This is a genomic window from Kitasatospora sp. NPDC127116, assembly GCF_042677365.1.
Taxonomy (GTDB): domain Bacteria; phylum Actinomycetota; class Actinomycetes; order Streptomycetales; family Streptomycetaceae; genus Kitasatospora; species Kitasatospora lactacystinica.
This window is the reverse complement of sequence record NZ_JBHXTL010000161.1, coordinates 1-18,991: the sequence shown is the minus strand read 5'-3', so window position 1 is coordinate 18,991 and position 18,991 is coordinate 1. Positions and strand designations below refer to the sequence as shown.

Genomic DNA, 18,991 nt, shown 5'->3' with positions numbered 1-18,991 from the left:
CGCATGGCCCTGCCCGACCGGTCGGGCAGGGCCATGCGCGGTGAACTCCCCACCAGTCAGCGATTTCTGACGCGACGTCAGCCCACCGCAGCCGCCTTGCCGGCCAGGCGGACCAGCGCCTCGCGCGCCGCCAGGCGGCCGGCGGTGCGGAAGGAGTACTCACGCGAGTCGACCAGGTGCACCACGGTGCGGTGCACCACCAGCGCCAACGCCAGCGGGGTGCCGGGCAGTTGCTCGGACAGCTCCGCATGCACGCCCTCGGCCAGGGCGGCGTGGAAGCGCTCCAGGTCCCCAGGCTCCGGGTCGCCCCGGACGGTGGCGCCCGGGGCGGACTCGACGCGCAGGCCCTCCTCCCAGGGCTCGAAGTCCACGGTGACGATCGCGACGTCGCCCGGGCAGCTCGTCTGGTGGACGTAGCGCGCCCGTACGCCGCGGACCGGGCGGGGCGGGAAGGCCTGCTGCTCGGCGGTCACCGGGTCAGGCGTGCTCGATCTCGACGGAGGTGATCACCACGTCCTCGACCGGGCGGTCGGCCTCGGTGGGGGTGGTGGCGATGGCGTCGACCACGGCCCTGGAGGCGGCGTCGGCGACCTGGCCGAAGATGGTGTGCTTGCGGTTGAGGTGGGCGGGGGCGCCCACCGTGATGAAGAACTGCGAGCCGTTGGTGCCCGGGCCGGCGTTGGCCATCGCCAGCAGGTACGGCTTGGTGAAGAACAGCTCCGGGTGGAACTCGTCCGCGAAGGAGTAGCCCGGGCCGCCGGCGCCGGTGCCGGTCGGGTCCCCGCCCTGGATCATGAAGCCCGCGATCACCCGGTGGAAGAGCGTGCCGTCGTAGTACGGGCCCTGGCCCGGCCCGCCGGTGCGCGGGTCGGTGTACTCCCGGGTGCCCTCGGCGAGTTCGGCGAAGTTGCGGACCGTCTTCGGCGCGTGGAACGGGAACAGCTCCAGGCGGATCGGGCCCGCCGTGGTGTGCAGGGTGGCGAACCGGGCAGTGGCCACTGGGTGACTCCTCGGGTACGGCTGGCGGGTGGGGCCCGTGCGGCCCGGTGCGGTGACCTGGGCCGTTCGGCTACCGCATCCTGGCACAGCCTCCGCCCGCACGGCCGAACCGGGTGGGACGATCCGGACGTCAGACGTAGCAGGACGTCGGGCGAAAGGCGGGTGGTCGTGATGGTCGGTGCGGTTCTGGTGGGAGTGCTGGTCCTGGTCGTCGCGGGGTGCGGCTGCGTGGTGTGGGCCGGCCGCGGCGGGCCGCGCTGGACCCGGGTGGTCGCGGCCCTCACCCTCGGCGCCGGGAAGGCGGTGCGCAGCTACCAGCGCCGGCGGCCCCGCCGGGTGGGGAACGGCGGCGCGGACGGCGGGGACGGCGGGGACGGCTGCTGAGCCGCCGGCCGGGGCGGGCGGCGCGGCGGGCCGCTCGGGACGTGGCGCATCCCCGGCCGCCGGGGGTGTGCGGCGGCCGGGGACGCGAGGGGGTGTCAGCTCTCGGTGGAGCGGCGGCGGGCGGCCACGACCAGCGCCGCGCCCGCGGCGAGGGCCGCGGCGGCGCCGCCGGCCTCCCAGCCGAGCCCGTCGGTGCCGGTGGCGGCGAGCGCGCCGGTGCCGGTCGTGGCGCCGGTGCTGCCCGTGGTGCCGGTGCCCGTACGGGTGCCGGTCGTGGTGCCGGTGGTGCCGCCGGTGCCGGTGGTGGTGGTCTGGGTGAGGCCGGCGGGCTGGACGGTCTGCGGCTGCTGCCCGGACCCGTCGGTGCCCGTACCCGTGCCGTTGCCCGTGCCGGGCTTGGCCGCCGCGGCCTCGTCCTCGGCCCTGGCCTTGGCCCAGCCCTCCTTGAGGAAGGCCAGGATGTCCGCGTAGCTGCCCTCGGAGGCGGCCAGGGCGGCCTTCTTCACCACGGGGCCGCCGGTCTCGATGATCTGGGAGACCTTCACCCGGTTGTCGCTCTCGCGCAGGACGGGCAGCTCGACGGTCAGGAAGCGCCGCACGGCCTCGGCGTTGCCGTCCATGGCCTTCTGGGCGGCCGCGGCGGTGGCCGGGCCGGTCTCCTTGTCGGCGATGATGCGCAGCACCTCGACCCGGTCGTCCTCGAACTGGGCCTTGGCGAAGCCCTCGTTGAGGAAGGCCTCGACGGCCTCGTCGGTGCCGGCGTCCAGCGCCTTGCCGGCGGCCTCGCGCACGGCCCTGCCGCCCTGGCTCATGAGCTGGCTGAGCTTGACCCGGTTGTCGTCGGCGCGCAGCCTGCCCAGCTTGGTGGTCAGAAAGTCGCGCAGCTCGGCGGCGCCGCCCTTGAGGGCCTTCTCGGCGCCTTCGCGCACGCCGCGGCCGGTCTTGGGGTCGGCGAGGAGAGCCTCGACCTTGGCGCGGTCCTCGTCCTCGGCGCGGGCGACGTACTGGCCGGTCTTCAGGAAGTCGAGGATGTCCTGGTAGGTGCCGCGGAGGGCGGCCCTGGCGGCCTTCTGCACGGCCGGGCCGCCAACGGCGTAGATCTGGGAGACCTTGACCTGGTCGTCGATCTGTCGCTGCTCGGCGAGCTCGACCTCCAGGAAGTGCCGCAGCTCGGCGGCGCCGCCCTTGAGGGCCTTCTCGGCCGCCTCGCGCACGCCGAAGCCGCTCGCCGGGTCGGCGAGGATGCGCTGGACCTCGGCGCGGTCGCGCTGCTCCTGTCCGCTGCCGGCCCCGGGGGTGCCGTCCTCGGGGGCGGTGTCCTTGGCGGAGTCCGAGCCGGTGTCGGGACCGGAGAGGCCGATCGGCTTCGGGGCGTCGGAGGCGGAGGCCGTGGACGGGAAGAGGACAGCGGGGGCCAGGACCGCGGCGGCGACGACTGCGGACACCCGGGGCAGCTTCATCGAGAGCAAACCTGCTTCGTGTGAAGGGATCATGAACGACCCACAGCATAGATCCACTTTTACGATCGGCATACCGGATAAGTGCCGACCCTCGACCCGCCCCGACCTGCCCTGACCTGCCCCGATCTGTCCGACCTCCCCTTCCGGCCACCGGGCCGCACCGGCCCGCACCGCGCCCCCTGCCGGTCGGAGGCCGCCGCTAGGCTCTGGCGGATGAGCTTCCACCTGGTCGTCGGACACGGGCCCGCCGGGGCCGCCACCGCCCGCCTGCTGGCCGAACAGGGCCACGAGGTCCGGGTCGCCACCCGCACCGGGCGCCCCGCCGGGCCGGCCGTCCCCGGCGTCGAACACCTCGCCCTGGACGCGAGCGACCCCGCACAGCTGGCACCGGCCGCCCGCGGTGCCGCCGCCGTCCACGGCTGCGCCGCGCCGCCGCTGCCGCAGTGGGCGCGGCTGTGGCCGGCACTGACCGCCTCGCTGTGCGCGGCGGCCGAGGAGAGCGGCGCGGTGCTGGTCATGCTCGGCAACCTGTACGGGTACGGGCCGGTGGCCGGCCCGATGACGGAGGACCTGCCGCTCGCCGCGACCGGCCCCAAGGGGCGGGTACGGGCGGCGGCCTGGGAGCAGGCGCGGGCGCTGCACGAGGCCGGGCGGATCCGGGCGGTGGAGGTGCGGGCCTCGGACTTCTTCGGCCCCGGGGTCACCGACGGCGGCCACCTGGCGGCGCGGGTGATGCCCGGTCTGCTGAAGGGCCGCCCGGTCGCCGCCCTCGGCGACCCGGACACCGCGCACAGCTGGACCTACCTGCCGGACGTGGCCCGGGCGATGGCCGAGATCGCCGGCGAGGAGCGGGCCTGGGGCCGGGCGTGGCACGTGCCCACCGCCCCTCCCCTGCCGGTGCGCGCGATGGTCGACCGGCTGGCCGCCGAGGCCGGCGGCGGGCCGGTCGCGGTGCGCCGCCTGCCCGCGGCCGCACTGGCCGTGGCGGGGCTGTTCTCCCCGCTGCTGCGCGAACTGCGGGAGGTGCGCTACCAGTTCGACCGGCCGTTCGTGGTGGACAGCTCCGCGTACGAGGCCGCGTTCGCGGTGCGGGCCACGCCGCTGGAGGAGCAACTGCGGGCGACGGTCGCCTGGTGGCGCGAGCGCGCGCAGCCGTAGCACCGCACGGGCAACCGGCCTGCGCGGGAGTCACCGCGCTCGGCGGCTCCCCGGATCAGCGGCCCGCCGGGCCTCGGGAACGGCTCGAACGGGGCGTGCGGGGCGAACGGGGAGGCGAACTCGCCGTCCGCGGCGGCCCGTTCGTCGCGCCTGCGGCGAACACCTCCGGGTCGTCGCCGAACCCGCCCCGGCCCGCTCGGCCCACTCGGGGCACCCGGGGCACCCGGGGCACCCCGGTCACCGGGCCGTCCGACGGGGGTCCGGGGGTGACACCGCCCGCAGCGAGTAGAGGACCGGGAGGTAGAAGTCGCCGAACGGGAACCGGTAGATGCCGTCGGGTCCCTGGGGCAGGATGCGGCGTGCGTCGAACGCGGCCTCGGTGTGTTCGGCGAGCCGGTCCACGATCAGTCCCGCTCCGGCGGCCGCCGTCACGATCTCGCCCACCGAATGCGGGTACTGCACCACTTCCTGCGCGGCCATCGGCAGGTCCGGGTCGGCGTACGTACCCGTCACGGCCTCGCACCGGGGCTCCCCGCCGCCGTAGGGCCAGTCGGCCACGAACGGCTCGTAGCTCGCCAGGGTCTGGAACGCCGGATGCAGGTCGACCAGCACCAGCCTGCCACCGGGCCGCAGTGCCATCGCCGCACCGCGCATCCACGCGTCGAGGTCACCGATCCAGCACAGCACCCCGTAGGTGGCGATCACGAGGTCGAACCCGTCCGCCAGGCGGGACGGCAGGTTCTGCGTGTCCGCCTCGATGAAATCGGCCACCAGAGCTGCGCGCCCGGCCAGTTCACGCGCCCGGGCGATCGCCGCCGGCGAGAAGTCGACCCCGGTCACCCGGGCTCCCAGACGGGCCCAGCTCAGGGTGTCCATGCCGAAGTGGCACTGCAGATGCAGCACGTCCCGACCGGCCACCTCACCGGCCAGCTCCCGTTCGATCCCGTGGAGCGTCTGCCGCCCGGCCAGGAACGAATCCACGTCGTAGAACGCGTCGTCGGGGGTCGTCCCGTGCGCCACGGCCCGGGCGTCCCAGAGGGCGCGGTTCGCGGCGAGCCCGTCGTCGGGCGACTTTCCGTTCATGTCCGCAGTCTGACAGGGCCCTTCCACGGATCACCGCTCGGGCGGCGCGGCGGCGCAGCGGCGGGGCGCGCCCGGGCCGGGACCGGGACCGGGACCGGGACCGGGACCGGGACCGTTCGAGTTCGGCCGGTGGAACCACCCGTGAGAGCATCGGCCGGTGCGCAGACTGACGGTACTGGGGACGTGCGGCGCCTGGCCCGAGGCCGGGCGGAGCGCCAGCGGGTTCCTGCTGGAGTACGACGGGTTCCGGCTGGTGCTGGACCTCGGCTACGCGACGTTCCCGCGGTTGTTGGAGCACTGTGCCGCCGGGCACGTCGACGCCGTGGTGATCACTCATGAGCACCCCGACCATTGCGCCGACCTCAGTCCCCTGTGCCGCGCACGCTACTTCGCGCAGGAGCGGGGCGCCCGCCTGCCCCTGTACTGCACCCCCGGGGTGATCGGCCGGGTGCAGGCGATGGAACCGACCGAGGACCTGCTCGACGTCTTCGACGTGCACGCGCTTCCTTCGAGCCACCGGGTGGGACCGTTCCGGCTCGATGCCGCGCTGCTGCCGCATCACGTCCCGCACGCAGGGGTGCGGTTGACCGCGCCGGGTCTGACCCTCGCCTACAGCGGCGACGCGGGAGCGGACCCCGCCCTGGCCCGGCTGGCCGCGGGAGCGGATCTGTTCATCGCCGGAGCCACCCTGCAGGGCCCGTCCGCCGACGGCGGCGACCCCCACCTGATGAGCGCCGCGGAGGCCGGGACGTGGGCGACCCGTTCCGGGGCCGAGCGCCTGCTCCTCACCCACTTCTGGCCCGGCAGCGACCGCACGCGTTCGACCGCCGAGGCCCGGAGCCGGTTCTCGGGCGAGGTGATCGCGGCCGAGGAGGGCATGGTGCTCCCATTGTAGCCAGTGCTCTGACCGAGAACGTTCACCGGGTTGGCGGCGGTGGGACCGGAACCGATTGGATGAGACGGACATCCAACGGGTTGGGGGCGTGGTGGCGGAGCCGGTCAAGGTCAGGAGGCTGACCGACCAGGCGGGCCAGCAGTTACAACGGATCGTGCGCCGGGGCAGCTGCGGCAGTTCACGCTCGCCGACTCGAACCATCCGAACCGCACGGTCCGGACCCGCGCTCTGCACGCCTACCTGCGCTGGCGCAACGCGAACGCCCGCCACCCCGAAGACCTAGACCGGCACGCGGACGAAACCCTCGGTCCAGTGGTCCTCATCGATGTCGTACTCTCCGATCTGGAAGCAGTCCGGCTCGTCGGCGAAGCCCGGTAGAAGACGCGCGCGGCGCATCCGCTCCTCGGCCACGGCCTCGGAGGAGTAGATGCCGAGCAGCTTGACGTCGTCGCCGTCCTGCTCGTCGATGAACACGTCCCCGTCGTCGAGGTGAATCGTCTCGTCGTTGGGCCCGGCTTCGTTCCGGTGGCTGATGTGCCAGAGGGGATAGACCTTCACGGGCGCAGGCTATCCCGGGCCCAACCGGCGCCCCCGCCGGGCGGCGTTGTCGCAGGTGGGGCCTAAGGTGCGGGGCATGAACGTTCCCGAGGTCATACCGATCCGCCACGAGCCCGACTACCGCACGGACACCATCGGGCGGTGCGAGGGCGGCCAGTTCTACGCGACCGTCGTCGCGGCGTTCCCCGAGGGCTGGAGCGGCGACGACTGGCAGGCCGTGAAGCGCTGGCACGCCGTGCTGCACCGGTTCGACGAGGCCGGCCACCACCTGGGCTCGCGCATCGAGTCCACCGGCACGACGGCGGACGGCGAGCGGCAGGCGGTCGACGCGGCCGCGCTGCTGCTGGAGCAGTGGCTGGACGCCCTGCCGGGGCGGCACTACCAGGACATCGCCATCGCCCCCTTCGAGGTCCGCTTCGAGGGCGCCCTGTTCGGCCTGGTCCTGGAGGTGGACGAGGACGAGGAGGACGAGGAGGACCGCGTGCACCTGGAGCTCTACCCGGACGGCCTGGGCTTCTTCGCCCCGTGGGACGGCTGCTACGACACCTGAGCGGCGGCGGCCCGCGCGGCCCGTTCCTCGCTAGGCTCGGCGGTGCCGGGGGCCGCGAGGTCCCGGGGTCTCCTGCGGGAAGGCGGGTGCGCGCATGCTCGGGTACGACGCGGACGGGTTCGTGCGGGACGGGGTGCCGCACCGGGTGGTGGCCGGGGCGGTGCACTACTTCCGGGTGCACCCCGAGCTGTGGGAGGACCGGCTGCGGCGGGTGCGGGCGCTGGGCGTGAACACCGTGGACACCTACGTCCCGTGGAACTTCCACGAACTGCCCGACGGCACGGTGGACTTCACCGGCTGGCGGGACGTGGCGCGCTTCGTGCGCCTGGCCGCCGGCCTGGGGCTGGACGTGATCCTGCGCCCGGGCCCGTACATCTGTGCGGAGTGGGAGTTCGGCGGGCTGCCGGCCCGGCTGCTGGCGGTGGACGGGCTGCGGCTGCGCTGCGCGGACCCGGCGTACCTGGCCGAGGTGGACGGCTGGTTCGACGCGCTGGTGCCCGAGCTGCTTCCGCTGCTGGCGAGCCGGGGCGGGCCGGTGGTGGCGATGCAGGTGGAGAACGAGTACGGCAGCTACGGCGACGACGCCGCCTACCTCGCCCACCTGCGCGACGGCCTGCTGCGGCGCGGGGTGGACTGCCTGCTGTTCACCACCGACGGCGCCCACGACACCATGCAGCAGGGCGGCACGGTCCCGGGCCTCCTCGCCACCGCCACCTTCGGTTCGCGCGCCCCCGAGCGCCTCGCGGTGCTCCGCCGCCACCAGGGCGAGGGCCCGCTGACCGCCATGGAGTTCTGGATCGGCTGGTTCGACCAGTGGGGCCTGCCGCACCACGTCCGCGACCCGAAGGAGACCGCCGCCTCGCTGGACGAACTGCTGGCCACCGGCGCCTCCGTCAGCCTCTACATGGCGCACGGCGGCACCAGCTTCGGCCTGTGGTCCGGCGCCAACCACTCCGGCGCCCACCCGCTGGACGCCGGCTACGAGCCGACCGTCACCAGCTACGACTACGACGCGCCGATCGGCGAGGCCGGCGAGCTGACCGAGAAGTTCCACGCCCTGCGCGAGGTCATCGGCCGCCACCTGCCCCTGCCGGACGGCGAACTGCCCGACCCCCCGCCCCGGGTGGCGCCGCAGCGCCTGGAGCGGGCCGACGGGCGGGCGTCCCTGGCGCAGGCCCTGGACGCGCTGTCGAAGCCGCGGCGCCACGCGGCGCCGCTGCCGATGGAGCGGCTCGGACAGGACCGCGGCCTGATCCACTACCGCACCCGCGTACCGGGCCCGCGCCCCGAACTGCCGCTGCGCATCGACGGGTTGGCCGACCGGGCGCAGGTGTTCGCGGACGGGCGCCCGCTCGGGGTGCTGGAGCGCAACTCCCCCGGCGCGACCCTGCCGCTGGCCACCGGGCCCGACGGGGTGGTGCTGGACATCCTGGTCGAGGCGCTGGGGCGGGTGAACTACGGCCCGCAGATGGACGACCGCAAGGGCATCACCCGCGGCGTCTCGCACGGCCACCAGCGGCTCTTCGACTGGCAGATCCGGCCGCTGCCGCTGACCGATCTGTCCGCACTGCGCTTCACGGAGAACGTCGAGGCGGGCGACGGCGAGGCGGACGACATCGAGGCCCGCGACGGCGAGCCGGGCGACGGCGAGCCGGCCTTCCACCGCTTCACCGCCGAACTCCCATCCCCCGCCGACGCGTTCCTCGCCCTGCCCGACTGGGGCCGCGGGCTGCTGTGGCTCAACGGCTTCCTGCTCGGCCGCCACTGCGCCGCCGGCCCCCAGCGCACCCTCTACGCCCCCGCCCCGCTGTGGCGGCCCGGCGCCAACGAACTGGTCGTCCTGGAACTCGAACGCCACGGCACGGCACTGGAGTTGCGCGCCCGACCGGACCTCGGCCCGGTCACGGCCGCGCCCAGCTCCGAGTACTGACCGGCCGGGTAAGCCCCCCGCGCACAGGAATCCCCCGGCCTCTCTCCGGCACCACCGGCCGCGGGGGTCAGGCGTCGAAGCGATGGGCGAACGGGCGCCCGGGGCACGCGCGACACTCGAACAGGTACACACCGCCCAGGTCTCCGAGACTCAGGTCCGTTCCCTCCCACCGGACGTCGCGGTCCTCGACCGGAGTCCACGCCTGCCTGCAGTCGTGCTCCTCGGTGCTCCTCACGGTCAGCAGATGGTCCATCGTCGTCCGGCAGGCCGGGCACACCGGCCACTGCGGGTACTGGCTCCAGCCGGGGAACCCACCCAGCTTGACGCCCGGCGCGGTGGACAGGTGGAACTGGTAGTCCCAGCCCGTCCCTCTCTCCACCTGCTCGAAGCGGTCCTCCAGGGCGTCCCAGATCTCGTACGGCAGGTCCCAACTCGGGTACTCCGTCACCCGCTCCGGATGGACGACGCACGGCCGCGGCACCTGCCCGTACGCGGCGTCCGCCGGCACCGGCGGCGCGGGCCGCACCTCCCCGACCTCCCGCACGGACCGCCAGCAGACCTGCGGCACGACCCACTGGCCGTCGTGGCGCAGCGGGCACCAGAGCACCTGGAGCAGGTCCCGTTCCTCCGGGAAGGGCACGAGGTCCAGCACGTCCCGGCGGTGGATCTGGACGACCGCGACCATCGGCGACCCGGGGTGCTCCGGGCACTCCGGCCACGGCTCCGACGCCGGCCAGAGCAGCGGGCCGCCCACCGAGCTGTCGCGGCACGTCGGCTCGCCCCGACGTGGATGCAGCCTCACGGCCTCCCGGCGGAACGGGGCCACCTCGGGAAACAGCTCTTCGACGTTCAGGGGGCGCGGCGGGGTTCTACGGGTCACGCGTGGACGGTACCGGGGAGCACGGCCCGGGCGCACCGGAGATTCGCCCCGGCGGCCGACGCGGGAAGTCGGGCCTGCCGGATTCCCGCGCCGCTCAGGGCCCGATCAGGCGCAGCGAGGCCCACAGGGCCAGGACGGCGGCGGTGAGGGTGGCGGGGACGGCGAGCAGGCCCAGGCGGGTGAACTCGCGCAGTTCCACCGGTACTCCGCGGTCGCGGACGATGCCGCGCCACAGCAGGGTGGCCAGCGAGCCGGCGTAGCTGAGGTTGGGGCCGATGTTCACCCCGAGCAGGACCGCGAGGACGGCGCCGGGCCCGGCCGGGGCGGCCAGCGGCACCAGGGCGAGGGTGGCGGGCAGGTTGTTGATGACGTTGGCGAGGCCGGCGGCCAGGGCGGCGGTGGCGAGCAGGGCGGGCAGGGCGGTGCCGTCGGGGACGAGGTGGGCCAGGCCGGCGGCCAGGCCGTTGTCGACGACCGCGCGCACCACGATGCCCAGGGCGAGGACGAACGCCAGGAACGGCAGGGCGGCCGAGCGCACCACCGTCGCGGGGGTGGCGTGGCCGCGGGCCAGGGCGCGCGCGGCCAGGACGGTGGCGCCGGCGGCCGCCGCCCAGGCCGGGTCGATGTCGAGTGCGGAGGCGAGGACGAACCCGGCGAGCGTGCAGCCGACGGTGGCCAGGGCGAACAGCGGCATGGCGGGGGCCGGTCCGGTCTCGGGCGCCGCGGTGGGGGCGGCGTCCAGGTCGGCGGCGAAGAAGCGGCGCAGCACCAGGTACTCGACGCCGACCGCCGCCAGCCACGGCAGTGTCATCAGGGCGGCGAAGCGGCCGAAGCTCAGGCCGCTGGCGGTGAAGGCGAGCAGGTTGGTCAGGTTGGAGACCGGCAGCAGCAGCGAGGCCGTGTTCGACAGGTGGGCGCAGGCGTACAGGTGCGGCCCGGGCCGGGTGCCCAGGCGGGAGGTGGTGGCGAGGACGACGGGGGTGAGGAGTACGACGGTGGCGTCCAGGCTGAGCACCGCGGTGACCAGCGAGGCGACGGTGAACACCTGGACCAGCAGTCGGCGCGGGCGGCCGGCGGCGCTGCGTGCCATCCAGGCCCCGCAGGCGCGGAACAGCCCCTCGTCGTCGCAGAGTTTGGCCAGGACCAGGACGGCGGCCAGGAAGCCGATCACCGGTCCGAGGCGGGCGGCCTCGGCCGTGGCGTGCTCCAGCGGGACGGCGCCGGTCGCCACCAGCAGGGCGGCGGCCGGCACCGCGGCGGCGGCCTCCGGCCAGCCCCAGGGGCGGGCGACGGCGCAGACCAGGACGAGTATCAGCAGGCCTGCGGACAGGGCTTCGGCGCAGGCGGTGTTCAGGGGGTGCTCCTCGGGGGCCGGGACGGGTGTCCGTGCGGTGGGCGGTGCTCGGGCCCGGTTCGCGGCCCGGCGCAGCATGCCACACGGGTGGCCTGCGGGCGCCGGGCGGGTCGGCGCGCCCGGGTCGGCCCGCCCGGGTCCGTCGTGCCCAAGCGACCCCTGCGCCCGTCCCCCGGCCCCCGGCCCCCGGCCCCCGGATCAGGTCAGGTCAGGTCAGGTCAGGTCAGTCCCACCAGAAGGACCACTGGTGGGCGCCGACCAGTCCCTCGGCGTACGCGGTGAGGCTGCCGGAGCCCTGGAAGACCAGGTCGGGGCAGAAGGCGGTGTGCTCGGCGGCCAGCGGGAGCGCCTCGGCGAGCGTGGCGGGCGGCACGGGGACGCTCAGCTCCAGGGTGTCGAAGCCGACTTCGACGACCTGGGCGCCGAAGCGGCGTTCCCAGTCGGCGAGCACGGTGGCGATCCTGGCGATGTCGTCGTGGTTCGTGGGGCCGCTCCAGCCGCACACCGCGAGGGCCTGGGCGCCGCTGTCGGCCCGCACCAGGCCGAGGCGGGCGTCCTTGACGGACCGCAGCACCTCGGCCAGTTCCCGGGCCTCGGTGCCGGCGGCGCCGTCGGGGACGGTGGTGGCGGGGGCGGGGCCGGGCCAGGTGCGGCCGTAGGGGGCGAGGGTTTCGTCCAGGATCCCGGCGTCCTCGCTCACCTCCCCGTCCTCGTCCCCGTCGACCTGCTTCCACCAGGTGGCCAGCAGGGCGGCCGGGTCGTAGAGGTCGGGTACGGCGGCGTCGACCGGGTACAGCTCGCCGGACAGCCAGGGCCGGTAGTCGGGGCCGGCGGGGTCCAGCGGGGTGAGCAGCAGCGGCCACAGCCCGGTCTGCGGGTGGGCGCGGTGCAGCTGGCGCCAGAGCCCGGCGGGGGCGGGGGCGTCGCTGATCCACAGCAGCGGCTCGGGCCCGTCGTCCGCGGTGACCGTACGGCCGGGCGGCAGGTCGACGGACAGATCGACGGGCAGGGCGGCGAGGGCGGCGACGAGGTCCAGGTGCTCGGTCATGCGGCTCACCGTAGGGGCGGGCACCGACAACGGGCGGGGGCGCGAGAAGTCGGCCCCGCCGACTTCTCGCGCGGCGCCCCCGGCCGGCGCCCCCGCCCGCAACGCCTCAGGACCAGGGCAGCCCCGCCCGCGTACGCCAGTACGCCCCGGCCGGCTCGGCCATGGCGCCGAGGGCGGCGAGGTCCTCGGGGGTCGGGCGGAGGCCGGTGGCGGCGAGGTTGGAGGCGAGCTGGTCGGGGGTGGCGGCGCCGGAGAGGACGATGTCGGCCCAGGGCTGGGCGGTGGCCGCGGCGAGGGCGAGGGCGTCGGGGGTGGCGGCGGTGCGGTCGGCGAGGGTGCGCAGCGGGGCGGTGTCGGGGCCGGTGGCGTTGCGGCCGGCGAGGCGGCCGTTGGCCATGCCCTCCTTGACGACGACGAGCCATCCGGCCGCGTGGGCTTCGGCGAGGGCGGGGGCGGCGGAGGTCTCCAGCAGGTTCCAGGTGGCCTGGACGGCGGTGAACAGCGGTCGGCCGTCCGTGGTGACGGCGAGGGCGCGGCGGATGGTGTCGGCCTGGGCGGGGCCGCTGGTGGACAGGCCCACCCGGACGCCTTCGGCGGCGAGGCCGGCGAGGCGCCGGTGCAGGGCGGGGTCGGTGAGGGCGGGGCTGTCGGGGGTGACGGAGTGGACGAGGTAGACGTCGAGGTGGTCGCCGAGCAGGGTGCGGGTCTCGTGGATCTGGCGGTCGTAGACGGCGGTGGAGTGCTCCTTGACCTCGTGCGCGGCGACTCCGTCGGTCTGCCAGTCGGCGGTGTAGGTGTAGCCCCATTTGCTGCCGACCGTCACCTCGGCCGCGGCCTCGGGGTGTTCGGCGAGCCACTGGCCGAGGAACTCCTCGGCGCGGCCGTAGGAGCGGGCGGTGTCGAGGTAGCGCACGCCGGCGGCGTACGCGGCGTCGAGCAGGGTGTGGGTGCGTTCGCGCAGGGCGTCGACGGTGCGTTCGGCGGGCAGGTCGGCGTCGCGCCCGAGGTTGATGTAGCCGGGCCGGCCGACGGCCGCCGTGCCCAGGCCGAGGCGCGCGGGGTGCGGGCGCGCGGCGGCGGGGGCTGGGATCGCGGTGGCGGCGGGGTCGGTCGGCATGGCGGGCTCTCCTCGGGCGCGACGGTTCTCACCTGGGACTTTAGCCGCGCGGTGGGGTCGGGGCGTCAGCCGGCGGCGAGGGTGCCGCTGATCCAGGGGGCGTAGGCGGGCACGTCGGTGTACAGGCCGGGGCCGCCCGCGCAGGGCACGCCGGGGGCGCCGGGGCCGGAGGTGGTGCCGACGAGTTCCCAGCGGCCGCCGCGGCCGCGCTGGATCTGGGGGCCGCCGGAGTCTCCGAAGCAGGCCATGGCCCGGGGCACCTGGCTGAGCGTGCACAGGCGGGTGGGGTCGGCCCAGCCGGGGGCGCAGTCGGTGGTGGCGCCGATGCGGGTGGGCAGTTCCTGGAGGCGGTCGGGGAAGACCATCCGCTGGTAGTCGGTGGTGTCGACGACGGTGCCGAAGCCGAGCAGCCGGGTGGGGGTGCCGGGGCTGCCGGGGTGTTCGGCGACGCGGACGGGCTGCTGGGGGGCGGGGCGGTCCAGGCGGACCAGGGCCAGGTCGTTCCGGTTGGGGCGGGTGGCGCCGTCGCCGAACTCGAAGCCGGGGTGGACGACGACGCGGTCGACCTTGCGCACGGTGCCGCCGCTGTCGCGGTGGGCGCTGCCGATGCGCACGGTGCCCTTGAGGGTGACGCCGGTGTCCTCGGTGCCGACCACGCAGTGGGCGGCGGTCAGCACCCACTGGCGGTCGATCAGGGTGGCGCCGCAGGCTCCGTCGGCCAGTTGCTCGGCGCTCAGCGGGAGGGTGGCCATGAAGGGGTAGCGCTCGGTGGAGTCGCGGCCGTTGACGATGGCCGAGGCGCTCGTGCTCATGGCGGTGGCGCCGAGCGCGGCGGCCAGGGCGGTGACGGCGGCGGCCCGGGCGGTGATGCGGGCGGTGGTACGGAAGGGCACGGGTGACGGCCTTTCGGTTCGGCTGGTGCTGACGGCTCCAGCCAACCCGGCGCCGGCCCGCCGGAACACCCGGCCAGCGGGCCACCTTGACCTGGGGGTATCCCCCGCTCGCGCCGTCGGGCTACCAGGCGGGCCGCCCGCTCTCCCGCGGCGACACCGACGGCGCCGCGGGGGCGGTGCCGCGCTCAGGGGCGGTGCGTTCGCATTCGCGTTCGCGCTCGGGCCCGGTCGCGGGCCCGACCTCGGGCCAGCCCGAGGAGGAGGTGCGGACGGCCTGGACGGGCGCGGCGATCGGCGCCTCCAGCGGACGGGCGGCGCGCACCGGCGCGGCGGTCCGGGTGACGGCCTGGGTGACGGCCTGGGTGACGGCCGGGGTGACGGCCTGGTCCAGGCGCAGCACGAAGTTGACGTAGTCGAGCGGCTTGCCCGGCCAGTGGCAGTCGTTGCTGGTGAGCAACTGGCTGCGCAGGCCGCCGTGTTCGGTGACCGGTCCGGGGGTGGTGCGCAGGTTGGGCTGCCAGCTGCGGCCCCACAGGTGGTGTTCCAGGGACAGCGTCCAGCTCTCCTCGTCCACCTCGATGGTGGCGCCGACCCGCCCGGGCAGCACCCGCAGCCCGTACGCGCCGCGCACGACGGCCCGCTGGTCGAAGTCGGCGCTCCTGCCGACGACGGTGATCCGCCATGCTCCGTGGAACCTGAGCACGCCTGCCTCCTGACGCCGCGGCGCCCGCTCCGGCAGAGGGCGCCCCTTCCACGTCTACGGCCCCGACCCGGCCCCCGGCTCAACGGCGGGGCGGGCGGGGCCCCGGCCCGTGACGGCCGCCGCGATCCGTCGGGCGGCCTGGGCGGGCGTGAGGTGGGTGGTGTCGAGGACCTCGGCCTCGGCGTGCAGCCAGGTGCGGGCCGCCTCGGCGTAGGGTTCGAGGTGCCTGAGGCGGAAGGAGGAGGGGCCGAGGACGGTGTCCCCCTCGATCCGTCCGCGGAGGGTCTCCTGGTCGGCGTGGAGGACGAAGTGCCGTACCGGGATGGCGTGTCGGGCGAGGCCCGCACTGATCTCCCGCCAGTACCGCTCGACCAGGACGGTCATGGGCATCACCAGGGTGCCGCCGGTGTAGTCGAGTACCCGGTGGGCGGTCTCGACCACGAGCTGCCGCCACGGCGGCCAGTGCTGGAAGTTGTCCGTCCGGGGCAGCCCCGGCGTGATGTCCATGAGGGTCTCGCCGACCTTCTCGGCGTCGAACACCCGCGCATCCGGAATCAGTGGCTGCACGAGTGCGCCGGTCGTCGTCTTGCCCGCGCCGTGGGTGCCGTTGAGCCATACGATCACGGCTCGATGTTAGTCCCGCTCGGGGCCCTGGGGGCGCGGGGCGCCCGCCACGCGGCGCTCGCCGCCGTTGCGCTCCTGCCAGAGGCGGTACACCCCGACGGCGTTCTCGCGCGGCTCGTGGCGCATCGGCAGCCTGCGCTCCTGCCACGGCTTGGCGAACTCGTCGTAGAAGGTGCCCAGTTCGAAGTACTTGCGGTCGTCGACGTAGTGGGGCTCGTAGGCGTCGCGGGTGGTGAGGAAGACGACCTCGTCGGGCGAGCAGTAGTAGAGCGAGCCCAGACACATCGGGCAGGGGTGGGCGAGCACGTAGACGGTGGTGCCGGTCAGGTGCTCGGTGCCGAGCCTGGTGCAGGCCTCGCGGATGGCGAGGATCTCCGCGTGGGCGGTGGGGTCGCCGGTCTGGGCGACCCTGTTGGGGCTCTCCGCGAGGATCTCGCCGTCCTTGACGATGACGGTCGCGAACGGGCGGCCGCCCTCGGTGACGTTCTGGCGGGCGATGTCGATGGTGCGCTGGACGAAGTCCATCAGGGCCTCCGGGGCGGGAGCGGGGGAAGGGGCCGGGGGAAGGGGCGGGGGGAAGGGGCGGACCGGGGTGGGGTCCCGGCCCGCCCCCCGATCGGCGGGGGCTTGGCCGCAAGGGCCGGTCAGAAAGGCTTGGTCGGCAGGTACTTGCCGTCCAGGGTGATGATCGCGCGCTCGCCGCCCTCGGGGTCGGCGACCTTCCGCACGTCGAGCCTGAAGTTGATCGCGGAGATGATGCCGTCGCCGAACTCCTCGTGCACCAGGGCCTTGAGGGTCGTGCCGTAGACCTGGAGCATCTCGTAGAAGCGGTACATGGTCGGGTCGGTGGGGACGCGGTTGGGCATCGAGCCGCGGAGCGGGACGGTCTGCAGCAGCAGCGCCGCGTCCTCGTCCAGGCCGAGCAGTTCGGCCACGGCCTTCGCGGACTCCTCCGGCAGCGGGTGCTGGCCGAGGACGGCGGCGGTGGTGAAGGCCACCGACAGGCCGGAGGCCTCGGCGATCCGCTTCCAGGAGAGGTTCTTGCGGATCTTGGCCTCGACGGCGGCGTCGGCCAGCGCCTCGCGGGCGCTCTGGTTGAACTGGGCGTGCACCATGGCGGTTGTCCTTCTCTTGCGAGGGGTCCGCGTCATCCCGGGACGGGGGCGACGCGAGGGGGTACGGGGGGTGGGGGGATCAGGCGGCGAGCGCGGGGGCGCCGGCGGTGAGGACCTCGACGCGGCCGGTGGGGATGTCGTAGACCCAGCCGTGCAGGGCGACCCCGCCCCCGGCGAGGGCGCGGGCGACCGAGGGGTGGGTGGCCAGGTTCGCCAGCTGGGCGAGCACGTTCTGGCGGACCAGGGCGGGGACGTCGCCGTCGGCGGAGGTGCGGGCCACGGAGGCGTCGGCGTGGCGCAGCCAGGTGGCGACCGCGGGGGCGCCGCTGAGGTCGTGGCCCTCGGCGAGGGCGGTCATCGCGCCGCAGGCGGAGTGGCCGCAGACGACGATGTCCCGCACGCCGAGTGCCGCGACGGCGTACTCGATGCTGGCCGCGACGCCGTCGGCCTCGGGTGTGTGGGCGGGCACCAGGTTGCCGGCGGTGCGGATGACGAACAGGTCGCCCGGCTCGGTGCCGGTGATCAGCTCGGGGACGACGCGGGCGTCGGAGCAGCCGATGAACAGGGTGTCCGGGGTGTGGTGCGTGGCCAGGTGGGCGAAGAGCTCCGCCTTGGCCGGGAAGACGTCCCGCTGGAAACGGGCGACGCCGTCGGTGAGGTCCTGCACTGGTCACTCCCTTCGGGTGGTGGCCGGCCCCGGTGGGCCGGTGAGATCCACCATGCATGACCTGTGCCTATAGCGTCCAAGAGCTGTCGGGCATGGAAGCCATTGGTCGCATCTATAGTCTGTTCCATGGCCGCTCCCGAACTGCGTCACCTGCGCTATCTGCTCGCCGTCGCCGAACACGGCAACTTCACCCGCGCCGCCGAGGAGCTGCACATCTCCCAGCCCACGCTCTCCCAGCAGATCAGGCAGCTGGAGAAGACCCTGGGCGTGCAGCTGCTGGACCGCACCGGCCGCACCGTGCGGCTCACCGACGCCGGCGCCGTCTACACCGACCACGCCCGGCGCGCGCTGCGCGACCTGGCCGCCGCCGAACGCGCCGTCCACGACGTCCAGGACCTCTCCCGCGGCCACCTGCGCCTGGGCGTCACCCCCACCTTCACCGCCTACCTGGTCGGCCCGCTCACCGCCGAGCTCCACGCCCGCCACCCCGGCGTCGGCCTCACCCTGACGGAGACCACCCAGGACCGCATCGAGGCCGCGCTGCTCGCCGACGACCTGGACCTCGGCATCGCCTTCGCCGGCACCCACCCGCCCGGCATCGCCGCCACCGCGCTGTTCACCGAGACCCTCAGCCTCGTCACCGGCACCTCGCGCGCCCGGACACTGCCCGGCCCGCTACCGGTCCACGCCCTCAAGGACGAACAACTCGCCCTGCTCAGCGGCGACTTCGCCACCCGGGCGCACATCGACGGCTACTTCGCCCGCCACCGGGCCGCCCCGCGGATCACGGTCGAGGCCAACTCCGTCCAGGCCCTCACCGAGATCGTCCGGCGCACCGGCCTGGCCACCGTCCTGCCCGACGCCCTCGCCCACGACCACCCCCACCTCGCCCCCGTCCCCCTCGACCCTCCCCTGCCCACCCGCACCGTCACCCTCCTGCACCGCGAGGGCGCCTACCGCAGCGCCGCCGCCCGCGCCTTCACCCGCCTCACCCGCGACCTCGTGCACGCCCGCGGCTACCCGCCGGCCCCGTGACCCGCACGGCGCCCCGGCCCCTGACGGGCTCTCGGCAAGCGGCGGCCGGGACCGGCCCGGTCAGCGGCGGGCGGCGGCCAGGGAGCGGAGCTGGACGTGGACGGCGGCGGGTTCGGTGCCGGTGAGGGCGGCGATCTCGGCGGCGGACAGGTCGAGGACCAGGTGCAGCAGCAGGACGTCCTGCTGGGCGGCGGTGAGGTGGGCGACCGGGCCCAGCGGCCGGGGGCCGGCCAGGGTGCAGACCCGGCGGCGCACCGCCTGCCAGGCGCAGGCGGCCGGGCTGGCGGTGGACAGGGCGTCGAGCCAGTGGCCGCCGAGCTCCTCGAAGGCGGCGCGGACGGCCAGGGGCGCGTCGGCGGGCGGCAGGAGCAGTTCGGCGTAGTCGAGGTAGTGGCGCAGGTGCAGGTCGTGCAGCGCCCACAGGCCCAGGGCGGGCCCGGGGGCTGCCGAACGGCGTCGTGGTGTCGGCATGGTGGTGTCCCGAGGTGGCGCGGGTGGGTGCTGGTCCGCGGCGGGTGCCCGGTCCGCGGCCGGGGCG

22 protein-coding genes and 1 pseudogene are annotated in these 18,991 nt (G+C 75.1%); 7 read left to right on the top strand and 16 right to left on the bottom strand.

All coding sequences use genetic code 11. From position 1 onward, the window contains the following. Nucleotides 1–77: 77 nt before the first annotated feature. Both ACFVHV_RS38640 and ACFVHV_RS38635 read right to left on the bottom strand, forming a co-directional pair. On the bottom strand, nt 78–473 hold the full coding sequence (locus tag ACFVHV_RS38640; RefSeq protein ID WP_380357840.1) for a hypothetical protein: 396 nt from the start codon (nt 471–473) through the stop codon (nt 78–80). A gap of 4 nt (nt 474–477) precedes the next feature. Beyond that, nucleotides 478–999 (bottom strand): peptidylprolyl isomerase, encoded by a 522-nt coding sequence (locus ACFVHV_RS38635; RefSeq protein WP_380357838.1) that lies wholly within the window; start codon nt 997–999, stop codon nt 478–480. Between the two features lie 171 nt (nt 1,000–1,170). On the opposite strand from ACFVHV_RS38635, the gene ACFVHV_RS38630 reads away from it, so the two are divergent. Next, nucleotides 1,171–1,383, top strand: a complete 213-nt coding sequence (locus ACFVHV_RS38630; RefSeq protein WP_380357835.1) for a hypothetical protein — start codon at nt 1,171–1,173, stop codon at nt 1,381–1,383. 95 nt (nt 1,384–1,478) lie between these two features. Here ACFVHV_RS38630 and ACFVHV_RS38625 read toward each other — a convergent pair whose 3' ends face one another. After that, a complete protein-coding gene (locus ACFVHV_RS38625; RefSeq protein ID WP_380357833.1) occupies nt 1,479–2,828 on the bottom strand; it encodes an ALF repeat-containing protein in 1,350 nt (449 codons plus the stop codon). A gap of 228 nt (nt 2,829–3,056) precedes the next feature. Between ACFVHV_RS38625 and ACFVHV_RS38620 the strand changes: the two genes are divergently transcribed. Beyond that, a complete protein-coding gene (locus tag ACFVHV_RS38620; protein ID WP_380357831.1) occupies nt 3,057–4,001 on the top strand; it encodes an NAD-dependent epimerase/dehydratase family protein in 945 nt (314 codons plus the stop codon). A 237-nt stretch (nt 4,002–4,238) separates the two neighbouring features. Here ACFVHV_RS38620 and ACFVHV_RS38615 read toward each other — a convergent pair whose 3' ends face one another. Then, a complete protein-coding gene (locus tag ACFVHV_RS38615) occupies nt 4,239–5,084 on the bottom strand; it encodes a class I SAM-dependent methyltransferase (RefSeq protein WP_380357828.1) in 846 nt (281 codons plus the stop codon). Between the two features lie 157 nt (nt 5,085–5,241). Here ACFVHV_RS38615 and ACFVHV_RS38610 point away from each other — a divergent pair, with 157 nt between their 5' ends. Continuing rightward, nucleotides 5,242–5,979: an MBL fold metallo-hydrolase gene (locus ACFVHV_RS38610; RefSeq protein ID WP_380357825.1), complete on the top strand. Its 738-nt coding sequence runs from the start codon at nt 5,242–5,244 to the stop codon at nt 5,977–5,979. 162 nt (nt 5,980–6,141) lie between these two features. Beyond that, nucleotides 6,142–6,261, top strand: a pseudogene (locus ACFVHV_RS38605) (IS630 family transposase); the annotation flags it as partial. Here ACFVHV_RS38605 and ACFVHV_RS38600 read toward each other — a convergent pair. Further along, the gene (locus ACFVHV_RS38600) at nt 6,259–6,537 is read right to left on the bottom strand and encodes a hypothetical protein (RefSeq protein ID WP_359906500.1); all 279 of its coding nucleotides are present in this window, start codon (nt 6,535–6,537) and stop codon (nt 6,259–6,261) included. The pseudogene ACFVHV_RS38605 and the gene ACFVHV_RS38600 sit on opposite strands and share 3 nt — an antisense overlap. Nucleotides 6,538–6,613: 76 nt before the next feature. Here ACFVHV_RS38600 and ACFVHV_RS38595 point away from each other — a divergent pair, with 76 nt between their 5' ends. Further along, complete coding sequence (locus ACFVHV_RS38595) at nt 6,614–7,087, top strand: hypothetical protein (protein ID WP_380357822.1); 474 nt, start codon at nt 6,614–6,616, stop codon at nt 7,085–7,087. Nucleotides 7,088–7,181: 94 nt separating this feature from the next. Continuing rightward, the gene (locus ACFVHV_RS38590) at nt 7,182–9,017 is read left to right on the top strand and encodes a beta-galactosidase family protein (protein WP_380357820.1); all 1,836 of its coding nucleotides are present in this window, start codon (nt 7,182–7,184) and stop codon (nt 9,015–9,017) included. A gap of 67 nt (nt 9,018–9,084) precedes the next feature. Here the strand turns inward: ACFVHV_RS38590 and ACFVHV_RS38585 are convergent, their stop codons facing one another. The 10 genes from ACFVHV_RS38585 to ACFVHV_RS38540 form a co-directional block, all read right to left on the bottom strand. Then, on the bottom strand, nt 9,085–9,897 hold the full coding sequence (locus tag ACFVHV_RS38585; protein WP_359906509.1) for a DUF1963 domain-containing protein: 813 nt from the start codon (nt 9,895–9,897) through the stop codon (nt 9,085–9,087). A gap of 94 nt (nt 9,898–9,991) precedes the next feature. Then, nucleotides 9,992–11,251: an SLC13 family permease gene (locus tag ACFVHV_RS38580; RefSeq protein WP_380357843.1), complete on the bottom strand. Its 1,260-nt coding sequence runs from the start codon at nt 11,249–11,251 to the stop codon at nt 9,992–9,994. 223 nt (nt 11,252–11,474) lie between these two features. Next, nucleotides 11,475–12,299, bottom strand: coding sequence for a DUF4253 domain-containing protein (locus ACFVHV_RS38575; protein ID WP_380357818.1), 825 nt, complete (start codon nt 12,297–12,299; stop codon nt 11,475–11,477). Between the two features lie 106 nt (nt 12,300–12,405). Beyond that, the gene (locus ACFVHV_RS38570; protein WP_380357815.1) at nt 12,406–13,416 is read right to left on the bottom strand and encodes an aldo/keto reductase; all 1,011 of its coding nucleotides are present in this window, start codon (nt 13,414–13,416) and stop codon (nt 12,406–12,408) included. Nucleotides 13,417–13,481: 65 nt separating this feature from the next. Continuing rightward, nucleotides 13,482–14,309 carry a S1 family peptidase gene (locus ACFVHV_RS38565; RefSeq protein ID WP_380357814.1) on the bottom strand — a complete coding sequence of 276 codons (828 nt, stop codon included), beginning with the start codon at nt 14,307–14,309 and terminating at the stop codon, nt 13,482–13,484. Nucleotides 14,310–14,430: 121 nt separating this feature from the next. Then, a complete protein-coding gene (locus ACFVHV_RS38560; protein ID WP_380357811.1) occupies nt 14,431–15,012 on the bottom strand; it encodes a hypothetical protein in 582 nt (193 codons plus the stop codon). Between the two features lie 54 nt (nt 15,013–15,066). Then, entirely contained in the window at nt 15,067–15,636 is a 570-nt protein-coding gene (locus ACFVHV_RS38555; protein WP_380357808.1) for an ATP-binding protein, read from the bottom strand. Between the two features lie 9 nt (nt 15,637–15,645). Then, nucleotides 15,646–16,161: a nucleoside deaminase gene (locus ACFVHV_RS38550; RefSeq protein ID WP_380357805.1), complete on the bottom strand. Its 516-nt coding sequence runs from the start codon at nt 16,159–16,161 to the stop codon at nt 15,646–15,648. Nucleotides 16,162–16,280: 119 nt separating this feature from the next. Beyond that, entirely contained in the window at nt 16,281–16,751 is a 471-nt protein-coding gene (cynS, locus tag ACFVHV_RS38545; protein WP_380357803.1) for a cyanase, read from the bottom strand. Between the two features lie 79 nt (nt 16,752–16,830). Then, nucleotides 16,831–17,418: a carbonic anhydrase gene (locus ACFVHV_RS38540; protein WP_380357801.1), complete on the bottom strand. Its 588-nt coding sequence runs from the start codon at nt 17,416–17,418 to the stop codon at nt 16,831–16,833. A 126-nt stretch (nt 17,419–17,544) separates the two neighbouring features. On the opposite strand from ACFVHV_RS38540, the gene cynR reads away from it, so the two are divergent. Next, nucleotides 17,545–18,453: a transcriptional regulator CynR gene (gene cynR, locus ACFVHV_RS38535; RefSeq protein WP_380357800.1), complete on the top strand. Its 909-nt coding sequence runs from the start codon at nt 17,545–17,547 to the stop codon at nt 18,451–18,453. 60 nt (nt 18,454–18,513) lie between these two features. Here cynR and ACFVHV_RS38530 read toward each other — a convergent pair. Further along, the coding region (locus ACFVHV_RS38530) for a sigma factor-like helix-turn-helix DNA-binding protein (protein WP_380357797.1) at nt 18,514–18,991 on the bottom strand (478 nt) is incomplete at its 5' end.